The sequence below is a fragment of the Pseudomonas sp. Marseille-QA0892 genome, assembly GCF_054950135.1.
The window spans coordinates 819,038-831,483 of sequence record NZ_CM143104.1; the positions used below are offsets into that span (position 1 = coordinate 819,038).

17 protein-coding genes and 1 tRNA gene are annotated in these 12,446 nt (G+C 60.2%); 4 read left to right on the forward strand and 14 right to left on the reverse strand.

The annotated features are described in order from the left end of the window. Positions 1-123: 123 nt before the first annotated feature. The 11 genes from ACY8D3_RS03645 to ACY8D3_RS03695 form a co-directional block, all read right to left on the reverse strand. The gene (locus ACY8D3_RS03645) at positions 124-1,668 is read right to left on the reverse strand and encodes a YfjI family protein (RefSeq protein ID WP_462381713.1); all 1,545 of its coding nucleotides are present in this window, start codon (positions 1,666-1,668) and stop codon (positions 124-126) included. After that, positions 1,665-2,078 (reverse strand): CHC2 zinc finger domain-containing protein, encoded by a 414-nt coding sequence (locus ACY8D3_RS03650; RefSeq protein ID WP_462381715.1) that lies wholly within the window; start codon positions 2,076-2,078, stop codon positions 1,665-1,667. Before ACY8D3_RS03650 ends, ACY8D3_RS03645 begins: the two co-directional genes overlap by 4 nt. A gap of 3 nt (positions 2,079-2,081) precedes the next feature. Then, positions 2,082-2,399 (reverse strand): hypothetical protein, encoded by a 318-nt coding sequence (locus ACY8D3_RS03655; RefSeq protein WP_462381717.1) that lies wholly within the window; start codon positions 2,397-2,399, stop codon positions 2,082-2,084. Then, entirely contained in the window at positions 2,396-2,668 is a 273-nt protein-coding gene (locus ACY8D3_RS03660; RefSeq protein WP_462381719.1) for a hypothetical protein, read from the reverse strand. Before ACY8D3_RS03660 ends, ACY8D3_RS03655 begins: the two co-directional genes overlap by 4 nt. Beyond that, on the reverse strand, positions 2,665-2,829 hold the full coding sequence (locus tag ACY8D3_RS03665) for a hypothetical protein (RefSeq protein WP_462381721.1): 165 nt from the start codon (positions 2,827-2,829) through the stop codon (positions 2,665-2,667). Before ACY8D3_RS03665 ends, ACY8D3_RS03660 begins: the two co-directional genes overlap by 4 nt. A gap of 281 nt (positions 2,830-3,110) precedes the next feature. Next, positions 3,111-3,350 (reverse strand): hypothetical protein, encoded by a 240-nt coding sequence (locus tag ACY8D3_RS03670; RefSeq protein WP_418651928.1) that lies wholly within the window; start codon positions 3,348-3,350, stop codon positions 3,111-3,113. Then, positions 3,347-3,559, reverse strand: coding sequence for a helix-turn-helix transcriptional regulator (locus ACY8D3_RS03675; RefSeq protein ID WP_462381723.1), 213 nt, complete (start codon positions 3,557-3,559; stop codon positions 3,347-3,349). The genes ACY8D3_RS03670 and ACY8D3_RS03675 overlap by 4 nt, the downstream gene beginning before the upstream one ends. A 332-nt stretch (positions 3,560-3,891) precedes the next feature. Then, positions 3,892-5,178: a tyrosine-type recombinase/integrase gene (locus tag ACY8D3_RS03680; RefSeq protein WP_462381725.1), complete on the reverse strand. Its 1,287-nt coding sequence runs from the start codon at positions 5,176-5,178 to the stop codon at positions 3,892-3,894. A gap of 166 nt (positions 5,179-5,344) precedes the next feature. Continuing rightward, positions 5,345-5,418, reverse strand: a tRNA-Gly gene (locus ACY8D3_RS03685). A gap of 68 nt (positions 5,419-5,486) precedes the next feature. After that, positions 5,487-6,170, reverse strand: a complete 684-nt coding sequence (locus ACY8D3_RS03690; RefSeq protein WP_462381728.1) for a pseudouridine synthase — start codon at positions 6,168-6,170, stop codon at positions 5,487-5,489. 3 nt (positions 6,171-6,173) lie between these two features. Next, the gene (locus ACY8D3_RS03695) at positions 6,174-6,425 is read right to left on the reverse strand and encodes a cysteine-rich CWC family protein (RefSeq protein ID WP_462381730.1); all 252 of its coding nucleotides are present in this window, start codon (positions 6,423-6,425) and stop codon (positions 6,174-6,176) included. A gap of 138 nt (positions 6,426-6,563) precedes the next feature. Here ACY8D3_RS03695 and ung point away from each other — a divergent pair, with 138 nt between their 5' ends. From ung to ACY8D3_RS03710, 3 genes are all read left to right on the forward strand, one after another. Continuing rightward, positions 6,564-7,259, forward strand: a complete 696-nt coding sequence (ung, locus tag ACY8D3_RS03700; protein WP_462381732.1) for a uracil-DNA glycosylase — start codon at positions 6,564-6,566, stop codon at positions 7,257-7,259. A 92-nt stretch (positions 7,260-7,351) separates the two neighbouring features. Next, positions 7,352-8,023, forward strand: a complete 672-nt coding sequence (locus tag ACY8D3_RS03705) for a response regulator (RefSeq protein ID WP_462381734.1) — start codon at positions 7,352-7,354, stop codon at positions 8,021-8,023. Then, positions 8,016-9,401 (forward strand): sensor histidine kinase, encoded by a 1,386-nt coding sequence (locus ACY8D3_RS03710; protein ID WP_462381736.1) that lies wholly within the window; start codon positions 8,016-8,018, stop codon positions 9,399-9,401. Before ACY8D3_RS03705 ends, ACY8D3_RS03710 begins: the two co-directional genes overlap by 8 nt. A 3-nt stretch (positions 9,402-9,404) precedes the next feature. Here the strand turns inward: ACY8D3_RS03710 and ACY8D3_RS03715 are convergent, their stop codons facing one another. The 3 genes from ACY8D3_RS03715 to ygfZ all read right to left on the reverse strand — a co-directional run bounded on the left by ACY8D3_RS03715 (position 9,405) and on the right by ygfZ (position 12,076). Further along, a complete protein-coding gene (locus ACY8D3_RS03715) occupies positions 9,405-10,160 on the reverse strand; it encodes a substrate-binding periplasmic protein (protein WP_462381738.1) in 756 nt (251 codons plus the stop codon). Positions 10,161-10,236: 76 nt separating this feature from the next. After that, positions 10,237-11,076 (reverse strand): HDOD domain-containing protein, encoded by an 840-nt coding sequence (locus tag ACY8D3_RS03720; protein ID WP_462381740.1) that lies wholly within the window; start codon positions 11,074-11,076, stop codon positions 10,237-10,239. Positions 11,077-11,140: 64 nt separating this feature from the next. After that, on the reverse strand, positions 11,141-12,076 hold the full coding sequence (gene ygfZ / locus ACY8D3_RS03725; protein WP_462381742.1) for a CAF17-like 4Fe-4S cluster assembly/insertion protein YgfZ: 936 nt from the start codon (positions 12,074-12,076) through the stop codon (positions 11,141-11,143). Between the two features lie 102 nt (positions 12,077-12,178). On the opposite strand from ygfZ, the gene ACY8D3_RS03730 reads away from it, so the two are divergent. Further along, positions 12,179-12,436 carry an FAD assembly factor SdhE gene (locus ACY8D3_RS03730; protein ID WP_462381744.1) on the forward strand — a complete coding sequence of 86 codons (258 nt, stop codon included), beginning with the start codon at positions 12,179-12,181 and terminating at the stop codon, positions 12,434-12,436. The last annotated feature ends 10 nt before the right edge of the window (positions 12,437-12,446 follow it).

Genomic DNA, 12,446 nt, shown 5'->3' on the forward strand with positions numbered 1-12,446 from the left:
TTGCAGACGGCGTTTTCTGAAAATGCGCCGATGGGGTGCCTACAGAACCTACAAAACTGGGTTTCGTTGGTTTTGTAGGTGCCTCGCCTGCGTGTTTTTCGATTTTCTGCATCCACCGTCCCATCATGCAGCCCTCCGCCAGACGTACCGCTTGGACGGGCGTCCGCCCTTATCGCTAGCGACTTCGTAGCCGATGACGATGTGGTGTTCGGCCAGGGTGGCGAGCGCATCGTTAACCGCTTCCAGCGAGTCGAGACCGGCCCAGCCTTTGAGCCGAACTTCCCTCGGGGTAAACGGTTCTGGCAGTTTTTCCTTGCGCTCCAGAATCAAGCGGGCGCCCATCAGCGGCGCATTGATCGCGGCACCGTACAGGCGCGCAGCGTGCGACTTGAGGTAATCGGCCCAGTCCAGGGCGCGAGCCGTGGCGTGCATGCAAACAGCCTCGGTCCCGCCGTCGATCAGGCCGAACAGCAAGGCCAGTCCGGCGATGGTCTGCGGCATCTTCATAAAGTGCGATTGCAGCGCCGGGTGGATATCGCCTTGCCTGATTTCGAGCATGTGCTCGGTGTACCAAGCGTTGAATAGCTCTTGCGCCTCAGGTACGAAGTGCAGCGCCTTGCGGGGTTCATCCGGCATCTGGTCCAGACGCTCGATAACCGCGTCTACCCGATCCTTGGCAGATTTGTTCGGCCAGCGATCCACGAGCGACCACTCCCGATCATCATCCGGCCATACAGCGAGTTGCAGGCGTTGCACCAGGCCATCGTCGAGTTCACCAGTGACCGCCCCGCGCACCAGTGGCGCGATACGCGAGGGCTGAATGCCACCGATCAGCGAGAGGCAGCAGGATTCGATAAACACGGTTCCGCGCCCGATCCGGTCATAAACGAAAGATCCGTTGCCGTCGAAGCATTCCAGGTAGAAGGCGCGACCAACAGCGCCATCCTCCGTCTGCATCGTTGCAAGCCATCCGCCCAGCTCGTCGCGTACTAGCAGCAGGCCGTTGGGGTTTTCGTTCAGCAGCTCGCCCAGCTTTTCCACCGTGGCATCGTTGACGATGTAGCGGCGGGCGACTGGTGCTGGAAGATCGTTTGCGAACTCGGTCAGGGCGGCTAGCGCGGCGTCCTTCTTGCCATCGGTCATCAGCTTCTTGGCTTTTTCCTTGGCGGACTTGCGCTCCAGGTCCAGGATTTCGCCAGCGGCCTTATGCTCGGTCATCGCGTCCCGGTGCTTTTCCCGCTCTTTTGCCTCCAACGCGGCCAGCGGGCGTAGCGCCTGCTTCATGGCGGGTGACTTCATCGCGGAAGGTCTGCCGATGATGCAGCCCCACTGATTCGGCACGACCTCCCAGTCGTCGTGCTGCTTCGGGTGGATGCTGAACTTGCGTCCTACCACAGCGCTGATTCCGACGATGAGCGCGACGGCTACGAAGTCTGGCGGGCACTGGGTACGGTCTGCCACGTCTCGGACGAAGTAGCGAAGCTCTTTCGGCAGCAGCTCATCCTCCCAAGGCAGCGCTGGTGTAAGTCCTACTGGCAGCGCTTGCGGCTGAATCGCCGGGTTGATGAATGACGCGAGCGCATGTTCTGGCATCTCGGCTGCAAAGCCTGGCAGCTGATCCAGCAAACTCCACTCGGTTGCGAAGCGATCTTTAGCGACGGCAGTCATTGATTCACCCCCAGTCGTTTCTTGGCCAGATCGAAACGGGCTTGGTCTTCGGCGTCTAAGCGGCAGCCCTGCATCTGCATCGAGAGGCCGATCTGATAAATGGTGCGCTCGTGCTGTACTGCGGCTTTGCTTGGTCCACGTCGCGGTTGATGCAGGCCGGGGAACAGGTCGCGCAATTCCAGGCCGATAGCGGCGGCGATATCGGTAGCAGTGCAACCAGCGAAGCAATGCAGCAGCACCTTGCCGTCGCTGGCCTCGCGAATGCTCAGGCTGGGGTCTTTATCGTCGTGCGCCGGGCAGCACGCTTTCCACTTACCGGCACCGTCCGATTTCACCTTGTCGAGCCGGGCCAGGACTTTTTCCAGGCACGCCGATCCCCTCGGCGCACTGGCGCCGTTTTGAATATTCATGGTTTAGCCCTCTGCGGTCGGGGTCGGTGCGGCGGCTTTGCGGCGCTCTAGTTCGTACTCGGCGCCGTTTGCAACATCAGCGAGCCTGCCGGACAGCGTGCCCAGCGAGTTGATAAGCCAGCCGATATTGCGGGCGGTGTCGTTGTCCAGCTCGCCAGCGTCAGCGGTCCAGGCCAGTAGCTCGCCAATGGCGGAAATGCCGTGGGCCACGGTCAGCGCCTCGCATTCAGCTGTGCGCTCGATGGCGTCCAGATCATCAGCGGACAGACGGCCCATGCGCGACGGATCGGGCAGCAGGTGACTCCAGCAGACGGCGCTCATTGGGCACCCCCAGCAGCATCAGCCTGCTGTTGCAGTTCATCGGCGCGGCTGTGCATGTAGTTGGCCAGATCATCAGCTAGGTATTGCCCCAGGCTGGCCAAATCCTTCGCGCGGTTTGCGCGGCACTCCAGCAGCGCGGGGCTTGGCTCTAGCTCTCGGTGAATCGCAGTCATCAGCGCGGCAAGCCAGCGGGCGTGTTCCTTCCCATAACGGACCTGCTCGATTGCGTCGTCCGTGACCATCGCCAGATTGGTGTCTGCCTTGCTCATTTCGCACCCCCTACGGTTTCCAGGGAGCGGGCGCGGGCCATCGCTTCGTTGTAGCGGCGCAGGCGGACGGAAAGGGACGAATCAGCGCGCAGGGCCGCGAAGGCGCGGGCCTTCCAGGCGGCGGCGTGGGCGGACGGATTGAGGGTCAGGGTAGTGCGCATGGGTGTAGCTCCTAGAGTTAAGGAGCTGCCACGGATCGTCGCCAAACGATTATGGGTGGCAGCTGTACGCAGGTTGGCGAACCGAGACTCTAGGAACCCGGCAGACCTTTCGGTCTCCCACGCACAGCCGCCATAACTCGAAACGGCGGACGCAAAAAAAGCGCCTGCTATCGGATATGGGGCGCTTGTGCGCCTAGAAGTGTTCGGGTCGCCAAACCCGGTCGCTGAATTTGCAGCGACAGGCCGACGATACATGCGGGGAGGTGTGGATGCAAGAATCATCATTGCAAGCCCTCCGGCGCATCGTGCGATGTGGGCCGGGCGCTGTCGATACAAGCCACCATTTCGTCGCGGGAGACGCCTTTCGCATACAGAAGGGTGGAGATGAATAAGAACGATGCCACCAAAGCCGCTTGCGGCGGATGCCCGCTGCTATGCGCATAGCCGGCAACCAAGGGCAACAGCTCGTTAAGCCCGAAGTCCATGTGCGACGACATATCGAACGAATTGTTGGTGGTCATGCGGCATCCCTCGCTTCGATCTTCGAGCGGAGCCAGCTTTCTACCTCAGCCACGACGTAATACGCAGCGGCCTGGCGGGTATCGCCGTCTTTGATCGGCTTCGGGAAGGAGGGATCTTTCTTGCGGAGCTTGTCCAATCCCGAGCGGGACAGGTCGAGCCATTCGCAAAGCGCGGGTTGGCGGATGAGTGCTTTGGAAGGTGTTTGCATAAGCGCAGTCCTCGAACAATTTTCAAGGCTTACGCTTCATAGGCAGTGAGAAGCGTAAGCACAACGCACTCTCACGGCCTAGCGGCTGTGCGGAGTGCATGGGCTTATCGCTTCCCCCCTGGGGACTTAGAAATCTACTCCTGCATAGGCCATCCGGCCGCTCCACCTGGAGCCTTGATGCAGTGCCTCAATTTCAGCAATAGCGGGAACTGTTCTGTTCCTAATAAAAGCCTAGCTGGCACCTGTATGCATATACAACAGAATAGATGTAACAGAATGTGTCAAAGTATTGTAGGTTTTGTAGGTATGGCATCAGGCCGTTTTTCGTTTTTTCATGCGCGCACCAGCTCGACGATGTTGCTCTCGATGACGTTGACGCGACGGTCATAGTCGGCCCGCTGTGCCGGGGTCATGCCATCAGCCAGGCAGTCCAGGTAGTCGCAATACCACTGCATCATGGCCCGGCGCTGGGGCAGGTACTGGGCTTGGTTGTAGATGCCTGCCACGCCTTCCTCCTTATGCGCTAGCTGGGCCTCTACATGGTCCCTATGCCACCCGTGTTCGCGTAATAGTGTGCTAGCGGTGTGTCTGGTGCCGTGACCTACCAAACGGCCTCTGTAGCCGATCTTGCGCAGTGTCAGGTTAATTGTGTTCTCGCTGATAACTGGCTGCTTCGCACCGATGCCGGGGAATAGATAGCGGCCACGTCCAGTCAGGCGGTGCAGTTCGCGTAGCGCATCGAGCGCTTGGCGGGATAGCGGCACTACATGGTCACGGCGGGCCTTCATCTTGGCCGCTGGAATCGTCCACAGCGCCGTTTCGAAGTCGATCTCTGACCATTCAGCCCATCGCACCATTCCAGGCCGTGAAGCCGTCCAGAGGCACAGCCAGGTCGCTGTACGGGCAGGCGTGCGGCTGGTACTACCCCGCATGGCTTGCAGGAAGGCCGGCAGCTCAGGTTCTAACAGGTGAGGGTATGGCTTAGCGCGTGGCGTCTTGGTAGCGATAGTGACCAGCTCGGACGCTGGGTTGACCTCGCATAGGCCACGGGCGATTGCCTGGCTGAATATCTGGCGTAGGGCAACGCGGATCTTGTCGCGTGTGTTCGTTGCGCCTCGGGCCTCGATGCTCTCCTGCAAGGCAACGCAGTCCCTCGGGGTAATCTCTGTGATTGGCTTATCGCCTAGCGCCGGCAGAATGTCGTTGTCCAGGTAGCCCCGCATCAGGCGGAGTGTGCTTTCGGCTAGGCCGTCATCCACCTTGCGCTGATACCAGTAGGCTACCGATTCGCGGAACGGGTTCAGCACAGCGGCTTCCCTGGCGGCTTTCTGCGCTGCCTTGTGCTGTACCGGATCTACGCCATGGGCTACCAGTTCACGTAGCTCCAGTGCTTTCTTGCGGGCTACCTTGGCTGGTATCTCGGGATAGCCCCCCAGGCCGTGCCAGCCCCAGCGCCCGTCAGGCTTCTTGTGACGCAGCAGCCAGCCCTTTTGACCATTGGCCTTTACGCGGAAGTACAGGCCGTTGCCGTCCAGCTCCCGATATTCCTTGCTTTCAGGCTCCAGGCTCGCCAATACCGTGTCGGCGAGCGGGCGTTTTCTGATCTCCGAACGCTTCATCCGTGTACACCTTAGTTAGGTCATTTTTCCCAGTGTACAAGCTGGTGTACACCGTGGGCAATGCTATATGGGCATATCGGTAAGCATGTAGAAACAAGAAACCCCGCACTAGGCGGGGCTTCGAGGGTGTTTCCGGTGCATGTGGGAACATGTGGAAACGGGCATGTGGAGCGGGCGAAGGGAATCGAACCCTCGTCATGAGCTTGGGAAGCTCAGGTAATGCCATTATACGACGCCCGCATCGGCGCACTTTATACCTGAATGTCGAACCGATGAGAAGCGTAGGTGGCTGACCTGCATGCCACGGGTTAAAAAGCATCGATCTCGGCGGATGTAAGGGGACGGAACATCCCTGGCGCGAGTCCTGAAATGTTGAGTGGGCCTATTGCTTCGCGATGCAGGCGGGTCACCTTGTTTCGAAAATGGCCGAACATCCGCTTCACCTGGTGATAGCGGCCTTCGTGCAGTGTCAGCCTTGCGAGCTTCGGTTCGAGGATTTCGAGTTCAGCCGGCAACGTAGTGATGCCTTCGTACGCGAAGTACAGGCCCTGAGCGAAGGCGTCGATGCATCGTGGATCGATAGGGTTTTCCGTTTCAACGCGGTAGACCTTGGCGTGCCGCCGGTCTGGCAAGGTAAGTCGACGGGACCATTGGCCGTCGTTCGTCAATAGCACTAGGCCCGTGGTGTTGAGGTCCAGGCGACCGGCCAGGTGCAGTCCGCCCGGTTCGCCGATCAGGTCAAGTACGGTGGGATGTTCGTGATGCTCGGTCGCGCTGACATATCCTGGCGGTTTATGAAGCATCAGGTATCGCGCTGGCAGGCCCGCTTGAATGACCTCGTCATCGATTTGCACTGTATCGAAGACGCGTACCTCCAGCCGCGCGTCGTTCGCAAGCGTTCCATTCACACGCACGCGTCCGCTGCTCAATAGATATCGAGCCTGTTGCCGGTTATAGCAAGGCAGGTTGCTGATCAGTCGGTCTATGCGCACGGCTCAACTATCGGCCGCACGATGTGTATCGCTAAGTCGGGCGTCGCTACGTCGGGCACAGCTGGGGCAGAGGCAGGCCTTCGTCACGGCGTCAGGGGGGAGCTGTGCTAGCGCCGCCTGGTTAACAGTTGTGTGGAAACACCAGCAATCCAAGGCGGTGCCGGGCTTGGCGGTTGCCAGGGCGCAGCTGTTCCGCGCGCCACACAAGGGGCAGCGATCCGGCGCGATAGTGGTGGGAGATAGAGAGCCGTTCATCAGTAATCCATGGGCAGAGCGCGATCCTACCGCGCACGCCTGAACGCGTCACCCCGCTGGGCACCGGGGCGTACTCAAGTTGACTTGCCATAGCGGGTTCACTAGCGTGCCCGGCTTCGGCAACAAGGCGGTGCAGCGATGGATCACGAAGAACGTATCAAGCTTGAACCCGGCTGGAAGCACGCCTTGCGTGACGAGTTCGACAAGCCTTATATGGCACAGCTCCGGGCATTCCTGCAAAAGGAAAAGGCCGCTGGCAAGGCCATCTATCCTCCGGGGCCGCTCATCTTCAACGCGCTCAATACGACGCCCCTCGAGCAGGTGAAGGTGGTCATCCTTGGCCAGGACCCTTACCACGGGCCCGGCCAAGCGCATGGCCTTTGCTTTTCTGTCCAGCCAGGTGTGCCAGCACCGCCATCCTTGCAGAACATCTATAAAGAGCTTAAGCGCGATCTCAACATCGACATGCCGACGCATGGCTACTTGCAATCGTGGGCGGAACAGGGAGTTCTTTTGCTCAATACATCGCTGACCGTCGAACAGGGGAATGCCGGCTCGCATGCCAAGCAGGGATGGCAGCCCTTCACGGACCGCATCATCGAAGTTGTGAGCGAGCAGCGGGATCACCTGGTGTTCCTGCTATGGGGTGCACACGCGCAAAGCAAACAGCGCCTGGTCGATCCTAAGAAGCATTTGGTACTGAAGTCTGCACACCCGTCGCCGCTCTCTGCGCATCGGGGCTTTCTGGGCAACGGACATTTCAGCCGCTGCAATGCGTTTCTCGAGCAGCGTGGCCTGGCTGCAATCGATTGGCGCCTACCGGACGTCGTCTGAGTTTGTGAGGTGGTAGCCGCCTGCCATGGTGAGCCTTGGTAGGCGGCGGGGTACACTGCGCGTCTTCGTCACGCTCGAAGAGGGAACAGGCGATGCGAATTTTGCTGGCCGAAGACCATCCGCCGCTCGCCGAAAGCGTTGCCAAGGCGCTCAAGGCGGCTGGTCTGAGTGTTGATGTGCTTCAGGATGGCGTCGCCGCAGACCTGGCGCTGACCAGCGAGGAGTATGCACTGGCCATCCTGGATGTCGGGTTGCCCCGGCTTGACGGTTTCCAGGTACTGTCCCGCTTGCGTGATCGCGGCAAGACCCTCCCGGTGCTCATGCTGACCGCGAGGGCAGACGTGAAGGACCGTGTCCACGGCCTGAATCTGGGTGCGGATGACTATCTGGCCAAGCCTTTCGAGCTGACCGAGCTGGAGGCGCGCGTGAAGGCGTTGCTCCGCCGTAGTGTGCTTGGTGGTGAACAGTCTCAGCGGTGCGGATCACTGACCTATGAGCTGGGCACGCGACGCTTCATGCTCGGCGAGCAGGCGTTAAGCCTGACGTCGCGTGAGCAGGCGGTGCTAGAGGCGTTGATCGCCCGGCCTGGTCGGGTCATGAGTAAAGAGCAGTTGGCTTCGCAGGTCTTTGGCCTCGACGAGGAGGCGAGCCCCGACGCGATCGAGATCTACGTGCACCGATTACGCAAGAAGATCGAAGGCCACGACATTCGCATCGTGACCTTCCGCGGACTTGGTTATCTGCTGGAACAAGTCGATGCGTGACAATGGCAGTCTGCGCGGGCGGCTACTGCGAAGGTTGGCGGCATTACTTGCGGTCCTGCTCATCATCAGTGGTTGGACTGCCTACCTTAACGGCCGCGCTGCCGCCGATACTGCCTACGATCGTGCCTTGCTGGCATTCGCACGCTCGGTGTCCGAGCGGCTGGATCTTCAGAATGGCGAGCTGCAGGTCAACGTCCCCTATCTCGCGCTTGATGCTTTCGCGCTCGATAGCACGGGACGCATCTTTTATCAGGTGCTCGACTTCAAAGGGGAGTTGCTGTCTGGCTATGAAGACCTGCCCAGTCCGCCGCCTGATGTAGATCTTACCGAGGACTATCCTGCCCTGGCCCGATTCTATGACGCGACGTACCAGGGGCTGGGTGTGCGAGTCGTCAGTTTGATGCAGCCGGTGTCAGGGCCAGTGGGCAGCGGGATGGCTGAGATCCGTGTCGCCGAAACGGAAGGGCAGCGAGAGGCACTTGCCCGGACGTTGCTCAACGACACCCTGTGGCGCATGGCGCTACTGGCTATCGGTGCGCTATTGCTCGTCTGGATGGCGGTGAGTGCTGCGCTCAGACCACTGGCCAAGCTAAGCGCTGATGTCACCGTGCGGCAGCCAGACGATCTCCGTCCGCTACCCGAGCTCACCGTACAACGCGAGCTTCGTCCGTTGGTGACGGCCTTGAATCAGTTTACGGGCCGACTGAAAAACCAGTTCGAGCGTCAGGCTCAGTTCATTGCCGATGCGGCCCATGAGTTGAGGACGCCTTTGGCGGCGCTCAAGGCTCGTATAGAGCTGGGTCTACGGGACGAGAGTCCCACGGTATGGCGTGAGACTTTGCAAGCGTCGGCACAGGACACAAACCGTCTTACCCAGCTGGCAAACCAGCTGTTGTCCCTCGCGCGGGTCGAGCACGGTGCGCAAACCATTGCGGAAGGCGGAGCGCAGCGCGTGGACCTTTCCCAGGTCGCACGGGATCTTGCACTTGCCATGGCGGCGCTTGCCCATGAGCGTGGCGTCGCGTTGGCACTGGAGGCGGACGCCCCGTTCCGAGTCTCCGGTGACCCGATCCTGCTGAACGAATTGCTGAGCAATCTGCTTGATAATGCGATCGCGCATACCCCGATTGGCGGCAATGTCGTGCTCCGAGTGCTGTCGGACGGGGCGCTCGAAGTGGAAGATGATGGCCCGGGGATCCCCGAAGCGCAGCGCGAGCAGGTATTCCAACGGTTCTACCGCGGCCAGGAACATGGGGCCGGAGCGGGATTGGGGCTCGCCATTGTCGGTGAGATCGTCCGAATTCATCGAGCGGGCATCACGTTGGACCACGGTGTGTCTGGCGGACTCAAGGTGCGTGTGCAGTTTCCGGCCGAGTAGGGCCTAGGGGATGTCCAGTTCGGATGCCATCTGCTTTACATAGGCTTCGATCGTGCCGCGTGCTTTCAATATGGCGAGACCACGATTAAAAGCCTGAATTCGTGCGGCGTTCTCTGGGTTCTTCCGTGACAACATCAGGTGAAGCGATTCTCGGCGCCATACGTGCGGGCTCTCCATGATCGCCGTTCGCTGCTCCTCAGAAAGTCGATCGAGAATCGTGTCTGCAGCGATGCGATCGATCGGCACCACATCTACCCTTGCGGCGAGTAGTAGATCCAGCGCTTGTGCCTCCCGGGAAACGCGAATCACGTCGAGCGTCCCGTCGGCCTCGGCGTCCCTGAACGCCTCACCGTAGTAGTGTCCAATTACTGCGGCAACGCGTAGCCCTTGCATATGCTCCATTTCCGCGCGTTCCGGCAAGGGGGCGTTGGTGCGATAGAACAGGTAGTACTCGCTTTCGAGTACGGGGTCACTTACGTAGTACGCAGCCAGGCGTTCCGGTGTCCTCAGCCAAAGTGCGCTACCGTCGCGCTGGCCCAGTTCGGCCAACCTGAGCGAGCGCGCCCAGGGATAGAACTCCCAGGAGACAGCGATACCCTGTATCGCGAACGCTTCCTCTACAATCCGCGAACCTACGCCACGGTGTGGCAGGGCGCTGCCAAGGTAGGGTGGCCATTCTCCGCTGGTCAAGCGTAGCCTGTCCTGAGCGAAGCTTTCGCCAGCCATAACCATCAGCAGTGTGAACAGTAGCTGCCGCATGTCGGTTCGCCTGCAAAGGTGGCTGGGTAGCGGGGATGCGCTCAGGGTTGTTAGCCGCGCATGGCGCGGCGGCGCGTTAGCTCTGTAGCATGCGGGTAGCCGCCGCCATCGCTTCGGAAAGGTCCTCGTCCTCTTTCATGTTCGTGCTGGGGTCCAGCCCAAGCCTCGCGAACGCGGCGACGTTGGCCCAGTCTTCTTCCTGCACCGCTGGCGCATTTCCGACGGGGCTTTGCAGCGTAGCGACCTGCACGATGTCGACATAGTCCACGCTATTGGATTGGCGCGTGTAGTTAAGGTACTGCATTGGCACGATGGCGATCGGCTTCGGGAAGTCCCAAGTGGTGAGGATCTTCTCTCCCAGCATCGGATGAAGCTTGTCTATGAGCCGGTCCAGGCTGATCGCGTCGTCAAGTAGCCCTCCGCGCTCCTCGGCAAAGGTCAGGATCGGCAGCGCCCCAATCTGATGAACCAAACCGGCGAGCATCGCTTGGTCCGCTGGGAGGCGCGTGTAATAGCGGCAAAGCGCGTGACAGATACCGGCGACTTCCGTACTGCGGGTCCAGACCTCACGCAGGCGACGGTCGACAACATCGGAGGTCGCCTGAAACATCTGCTCCATGGCGAGCCCGGTTGCCAGATTGCAGGTGTAGTTGATCCCGAGCCGCCCGATGGCTGTCTGAAGGTCAGTGATCTCCTTGCTGGTACGCAGCAGAGGGCTGTTGACGATCTTGATGATTCGAGCACTCAGTGCGGCATCGTTTCCAATCACGCGAGCCAGTTGCGGGATGCCAATATCGGGATCCTCGGCGGCCTCGCGTACCTTGAGCGCAACTTCGGGAAGCGTTGGCAAGGTGATGCGATCGTTTTCGATCGCATCAATGAGTTCCTTCTGTATGGCATCGGCGAGGGTGTTCAAGGCAGCACTTCCTTATCAGAGATAGCCGGCTGCAGGGCCGGCTGATTCCCGCGCCGAGCTATTGTCAGCGGCGGATTTCCTGGTCACGGTCCAGGGTGTAGGGAAGCTCCAGCAAATTCAGTGCCGTTCCATCTGGCTCGAACAGATGCACGTTGCCATCTTGCGCCGCGTCGTCCTGCAGGACGGCGAGGAGCTCGACTCCGCTTGGTGTTGTCGCCGCCAAGACGACTTCGCCGACACTGCTGCCATGTACGGGCGAGAAGAGCGGAGTGCCCGGCGGGGCAATTACATTCGTATCGGCCGACAGGCGATAGAGGCGGCGCTTGAGTTTTCCCAAGTACTGCATCCGGGCCACGATCTCCTGGCCGGTGTAGCAACCCTTCTTGAAGCTGACGCCGCCAACCGCCTGCAGGTTGATCATTTGCGGAATGAAAAGCTCGCGGGTCTCACCGAACACCTGGCCTACGCCGGCTCGTATCTGCGCAAGCAGCCAGTCGTTCAGCGCCGCTTCGCTGAACGTTGCTGATATGTCCGTCAGCACGTCATCGGCTTTGGCTCCCCGGACCCAGACTTCGCCGCGGTGGGCATCGAGGGCGAGGTAGAGTCGGTTTCCAATTACGGCCGTCGCGCCTGCATCATGCAGAAAGGCGGGCTCGACCTCTACAAGAGGAGCGTCCGGCGCATACAGGCCAATCCGCGTCCACTCCGCTTCTTCGGCGAGAGTGACTTTCGAGAAAACGCCATATTTCTTAAGGTCAGCCAGCTGAGCATCAAGCAAATCACCCGACATGGCCAGCAGGTATCCATCGCCATCCTTGACGATGCGGAAGCTCGAAATCATGCGACCTTTTGGTGTGCAACGTGCCCCGAGGCTAGAGGCGCCGTCATCCAGATAATCAAGGTTACAGGTGAGCTGGCCCTGAAGGAATTTCTTGGCGTCTGGGCCGCGTACGGCCAGGACACGCTCATGTGTCAGGCGAACGAAGAAGGATTGCGTCATGGGTCCATCGAATCTGTTGACTGTTCTTCATCATAGAGTGCGGCCGGTGGCTTGTCAGCGGCGGGGTGCCGCTATAATGCGCGACCGACTGAAGGAGTCCCCATGTCTGACGAGATCGAACTCAACCGACTGTTCTGGCACAGCCGCCGCGGCATGCTGGAACTTGATGTTCTGCTGGTGCCGTTCGTGAAGGAGGTCTACCCGCATCTTGATGCGGATGATCAGGCGCGCTACAGAAAGCTGTTGTCTTGCGAGGATCAGGACATGTTCGGCTGGTTCATGCAGCGCGGCGAGCCCGAAGATCCAGACCTTCGGCGCATGGTCCGCATGATTCTGGATCGCGTACAGCCAAAATCCTGAAGGGGCCTAC